Consider the following 5,783-nt stretch of genomic DNA (forward strand, 5'->3'; position numbering starts at 1 on the left):
TATAAACCACTTAATATTACACGGCCCAAAGCATCATACTTGGTAAACAACCATTCTTTTGGTGATTTAGCTGCTTGTACGGCATCCTGACTGAATACCACCTGATCCAAGGGGTTATAAACCATATGCTCCCATCCCTTACCCGGAATCTTCTTTTCAACTAAACGTTTACGTCCATCATAATGGTAGCCATAAATAAAGTTATTAAAGTTGGTATCGCTTTCGGTGAAAGAGCTAACCGGGCTTTGCCCGTTTTCATTTACTGCAGGGGGCAATACATATCTTAAGTTGCCGTAATCATCATAAACGTAATAGGTAGAAGGCTTTTGCTGTTGGTTTCCCATACCCTTTTTAATACTACGTGCCCTTCAAAATCTTTAAACTCTTCAACCGTGCCCATCTTATCATCACCCGGTTTCCAGTTCTCATCTTTAGAGATCGTTTTATACAGTTTGCCAGGCAGGTAAACACCTGCACTTGCCCCGTTATCGGCCGCATTTATCGTCCAGAGTTTAACTTCGTTCAGTACATTTGTTCCATAATCCATTTTTACCGTATGCCCCGCTAAACTGTTTGGTGCAGGTTGCCAGGCATCACCCGGAGCACCTTGTTCCAGCACCCGGTTTAAGGGGCTGGCCTCAAATACCGTTTGGCTAAAAGGAGTTGGGATAACCGGGATGCCACTTGTGGCAGGCTGGCTGAGGTAAAAAGAAGATTGCCCGGTTAGTGCATCAGCCCGGTAACTGCCATTGCTTCCTGTACTGGAGGCATAAGGCAGGTATTTAAATTGTTCTCGCCCAAAGGCATCATAGGCTACCGGTTGCACCAAATCTTTCCCTGTAGGGCTGCCTTGCACCGTAACAGTTTGTAGCGGCCGGCCCAAGCCATCAAAGTATTGGATGGTTTGATTTTCATCGCATACCAGTCTTGCGTTACCCAACGTGGCTTCGGTTACGCCACGCTGTTTAAATATTCGGGTTAAAATGTAGTTCTGGTTACTGCTCGGTAAGGAGACCAAAGAGAAACAGTTCTGCAGGCTTTTACCTGTCGTATAAATACGAACGTTACCTGTAGCATGGAAACCGTCGGTTAGGGTTACACTTAAGGGGGCGGTAATCTCTGCCTCACCATTATAAGTACTTACTATTTTATGGTCTTGTGCTTTTAAGCCAAAACCACTGAGCAGTAAAAGGAGAACGGAGCTATAATTTAGATATCTTTTCATGAGGCACTAATTTTTATAATGGTAATCGTAGGTTTTGATAATATTACCGTTTTGATCTTTAATTAAGTTGAGTCTCCCAAAACCATCATATTCATAAAAAGTAGTGAGTCCTTTAGGGTCTGTTTGGCTGGTTATGCCTATTAAGGGAGCGTAGGTGTAGGTGGTAATTTGGGTATTAGGCAAGCCACTTCTCAAAGGAGCCAAAAACGTTTTAATTTCATCGTCAGTTGGGTTTTTCTTATTAAAACTCTCAATTGCCAATGCCCCACCAAGAAGAGTTTCAACTACAGCATAGTCGCAATTACCGATCTCAGCAACGGGATGCTGGCTATTGTAGCTCCATACATAGATTTTTTTAATCCCGTTAGGTTGTTGAAGTTCTGTAACATTTGCTTTTAGGTCATATTTGTTAAAAAGCTGTTTTGTTTGGATTGGGTTTGAGCCGACTTGTAATTCTACAGATTTTGGTAGAAATAAATTGTTAGAGCTGAACTTATCGTAATTGATTCGAGAAAAAGAAATTTGTTTATTATTCAGCAACTCATTTTTTTCTATCATATATATTCGATTATCTCCTGTTAGATTTCTAAATATCTTTTCAGGATCATTATTTAGAAAATTAAAAGGGTATTTATAGGTAGTTTTTAGGGTTTGGTTATTGCTATTTGTGAGGGATTCTTCTACCAAAACCCCATATTTTTTATCATATAAATAATCATTCTTGTGTGTTATAATCTGTCCATTCTCAAAATTTGTTATTACTTGTTTCGATTTCAAGAATGGAAAATAGGTATATATTAATGATGCTGTGGCTCTCATAGAAGTAATATAATCTCTAGGAAGTTCATTATTTACTGAGGAGACTAATTTTCTAATGTTGGTGTCGAACCTATTAGGATCATCATTGTAAGAATAAATCGTTTCCTGTTTTTTTTGCTTAAATTTATCATATACACTTTCTTTCGAAATAAGCCCCCTTTCTAAATCCATATTGATTCCTTCGTCATTTTCCCAAAATTGCTTTAAATCAGCATTATCAGATACTTGAGCAACGGGTGGCAGATCATTAAAGCCATTATCAAAATTTTGATATTTATATGAAGTAAACCCTAAACCAACAGTTTCTTCCGTAACTTCTGAATAGGTTATATGCGGCCCTCTAACAGCACTCATGGGTTCGATTGCATTAGAATACCATCTCCAATAATCTATTCTCTTACCTTTGCCATTAAATGATGCACTTGGATTAGAGTAATAATTATTAGCTGGGTTATTAATTATACCAGAAAATTTTTCAAAAAATTTAGGCTCATAACTTAAAACTCCACTAGAAATACCGCCTCCGTTAATATAATCAGTAGTATAATAATAGTTTTTTTCAGAAGCAACAGAGCCATCTTTCAATAAAGATTTAATTTTTTTAATCCTTAACCCTGCAGTCTCAATTGAGTTGTTATTTTGATTATTTACAACAGTAAAAGGCCATTTTTTTGCTGTTACACTGTATTGATTGGGCTCAAACTCAAACTTTACCGCCCCTCCTGTTGGATATATAATTTTTTCTAAAATTCTAGCTTTAGAAAAATTGAAATCGGGCATTCTACTTAAATTATATTCTTGTTCTCTTAGTGTTCTTTCATTTCCACTAACAGATAAAAAGTATTGAAATCCCTGTTCTCCATCCATGTTATTCAACACACTTTCTTTACCGTTATAAAATCCAAAGGCATCATTTTTACTAGCTAAATAATTTGGTAATGGAGTTGGATTATACTCAAATCGATATTTCTGCTCTGCTCCATAGCTTTCTGAAAACATTAAAGAGTCTAATTCCAAACGCTTGTTTGGGTCTCCATTATAATTAAAAAACAACCTTTTATAGATTTCTCCCTTATTATTTGAAAATAAAATGAAATCATTCACGCTTGGATTTCTGTTCGCTATAGTGGCTCGCCCCACATCTTTATAATTATAAAATATATCCTCATTTGTGGCAAGGATATCTCTGTTAGGGTAGTTTGAAGGAACAATATAGCCCAATTGCTGTACTAGCTTATAAGTAAAAAGTATTTCTTCGCTCGGGGTAATTATTTTTTGTAAATGAACAGGATTAATCAAAGTTGTTTTTTCAATTTTATTCGAAGCAAAGTTTGTCCCATCGGCAGTTAATCTAAAACTAGACAATGGCATCGAACTTACAACGTCTGAATATACAGATTTGGTAATTATAAAGTTATCCCTATAATAACTTAACAAAATTCTATATCCATTTGGTGATTCAATTGATGTTAACTGCCAAGATGTTGGCTGTACATACCCTCCAGGATGGTCTGCTATAGCTGTATTTTTTAAACATCTGCCTGGCCTGCTAAACTCAATTGATTCATCGGTGCCTCCAAAAGTATACTTTATCCCATTATTATCTGTTATGGTAAAGCTATAAAGCAACAGCTCTTTATATAGCTTATTCACATAGGTTGAGATAAATGGATAGTTTTTATTTTGTTCCTCATAAGGTAAATCAATAAATTTTTGACCAACGAAATTTATTTTTATCTTGAAGTTTTCACCATTTTGACTTTTTACATGAACTATCCCATTTCTATCTTGATAGAATTTACCAGAGATGCCATTAAAATTAAAAATGTATTCATCCGGATTGCTATCTGCAATCCATGAGGTATCAGAAACTAGTGGTGATATTTCGTAATAACCAGTTTTTAAATAAGAATTCATTCTAATGGGAGAACTCCAATCATCATACTGAATTGGATTTGGCATAACTACTCCTGTAAGTGGGGAATAGCCGGGGTTGTGGAGTGTGGGAGTATAAGTAATAGTGTAACTACCACCTAAAAAATTGCCTCTAGCATCATAGTCGCCCTGATATGAAGAGCTTAGTACAGCTATTCCAGAATAATTAAACATACCTATTTCCTTAGCAGGAACGGTAACCGTTAGTTCCTGCACCGGTCCGTCTAAATTCGGATACCCAATCCCATCACCCCAATCCTTATTATAGGCATTCGCAAAATTAACGGGATAAACTCCCTCATCTGGCGTTCCATTGATTATTCGTGTAATACTACCCCCAATACCTAATGACCAGCCCAAACCAACGCTTCCAGGCATTTCATCAGGCTTATTGCCTGATGCGTGATAGTTTAAACTTATAGGCAGTTCTAACTCCTTATATTTAACTGCGTGTATAGGGATGTTAATCTGAGGAATTCCAGTATAAAATCCTATCGGGATTTGTCCATATTTTCCTAATGAGCCCGCAGTTGGTGATGGGGGTAAAAACTTGCTTTCAATCTGGTTGTTTCTCTGACCTTGGGAATATTTTACATTAAAAAAAATATTGATAAAACACAGTACGACAACATTGCGTACACAACTCGATTTTAATAGATTCATTGATCTGGTCTTTAGATAATTTAACTTTATTTAACCGTAGTATCTTTGACTAACAATTGTTTTCGGGAGATCCGCAACGACTATCAACGATTTTCTCCTCCATTCAAGGTCGACAAAGATTATAAGGATATTGGCGTTGTTTTAAATTCGTCTAGCAAAATGAATAACCTCGGAGCTTGACCCGAGGTATCGTTTGCAAATAGTTTATTTTTAGCTTTATGAAAACTCTTCGTTTTCAAACCTTCTGCTTTCACTACGAGATGTTCTCTTCGAATAAAGCATTTGTTCTGCTTTCGCTTAATAATAATCTTTGTTTCATCTGTAATAATTTATGATAATAATTAACCCGAGTACATTATAAAAAGAGTTGCCTATCCTATAATAGGCAAAGTATTTTGTATTAATTATAACGCTAAAAAGTCAGCATCTAATGATTGATCCCTATTAAAGATTAAAAAAAAGGGAATGGCTTCAGTAAAAGTTGGAGAAGTTTTTGAAAATTTAGGTAATTAAATTTCCATTGATTGAGCGTTAAGATATTCATCTTTTTATTAAATTAATTTCACTATTTAATTTTGGGATGATTCAGCTAAGATAGCTGTTGACTTAGACAAAACCTAAATACAAATAAATATTTTTAAATCTACCAAAACAATGCAGTAAAACCAGCAGTATTATTGTCTATAATAAAAGTCAAAACTATACTACCTCTCCAATAAGCAAAAGCCTCACGAGCATGCAACCAGTGAGGCTTATAAATTAAATTTTTAAATACCAGGAACGTCTGGCCCCTCTATATTTATTACTTTTGAGCTACTTCTATTACCCAAATCAATTACAATACGGGCAGTTTTATAATCATTGGCAAATTTTACATGTTCATCCTCCCAAATTCCCATCAACCTATCCAACTTGTAAAATGATAGCCTAAGCTCATTAATCAGGCTAACAATAGATTTGTTTTGGCTCTTTCTATCGGTGATAACCAAACGAGGCTGATCTTTATTGTTTTCATAATCATCAATAAAGCGTTTAAGCTTATTGTATTCATCTTCGGTAATGCCATACTCTACAAGCTCGGGCTGGAATTTCAAAATAGCATCGGCTATTGTTTCTAAAGCAGCGGCAAGCTGTTGATTGG

The 5,783-nt window shown here is 35.7% G+C and carries 4 protein-coding genes; all 4 read right to left on the minus strand.

Going from position 1 to position 5,783, the window contains the following annotated elements:
• Window positions 1–344 (minus strand): hypothetical protein (locus tag EHC72_RS22380; protein WP_131539942.1); only part of this gene is annotated, 344 nt, incomplete at its 3' end.
• Window positions 284–1,225 (minus strand): DUF6443 domain-containing protein, encoded by a 942-nt coding sequence (locus tag EHC72_RS22385; protein WP_131539943.1) that lies wholly within the window; start codon window positions 1,223–1,225, stop codon window positions 284–286. The genes EHC72_RS22380 and EHC72_RS22385, both read right to left, overlap by 61 nt.
• 6 nt (window positions 1,226–1,231) lie before the next feature.
• A complete protein-coding gene (locus EHC72_RS22390) occupies window positions 1,232–4,642 on the minus strand; it encodes an RHS repeat domain-containing protein (RefSeq protein ID WP_131539944.1) in 3,411 nt (1,136 codons plus the stop codon).
• Window positions 4,643–5,409: 767 nt separating this feature from the next.
• The coding region (locus EHC72_RS22845) for a hypothetical protein (RefSeq protein ID WP_165585898.1) at window positions 5,410–5,783 on the minus strand (374 nt) is incomplete at its 5' end.

This window comes from Pedobacter nototheniae (assembly GCF_004335085.1).
Classification (GTDB): domain Bacteria; phylum Bacteroidota; class Bacteroidia; order Sphingobacteriales; family Sphingobacteriaceae; genus Pedobacter; species Pedobacter nototheniae.

Bases quoted from the DNA above. Each gene is read 5' to 3' on its own strand.
- EHC72_RS22390 (WP_131539944.1), bottom strand. From the start codon at position 4,642: ATGAATCTATTAAAATCGAGTTGTGTACGCAATGTTGTCGTACTGTGT.
- EHC72_RS22385 (WP_131539943.1), bottom strand. From the start codon at position 1,225: ATGAAAAGATATCTAAATTATAGCTCCGTTCTCCTTTTACTGCTCAGT.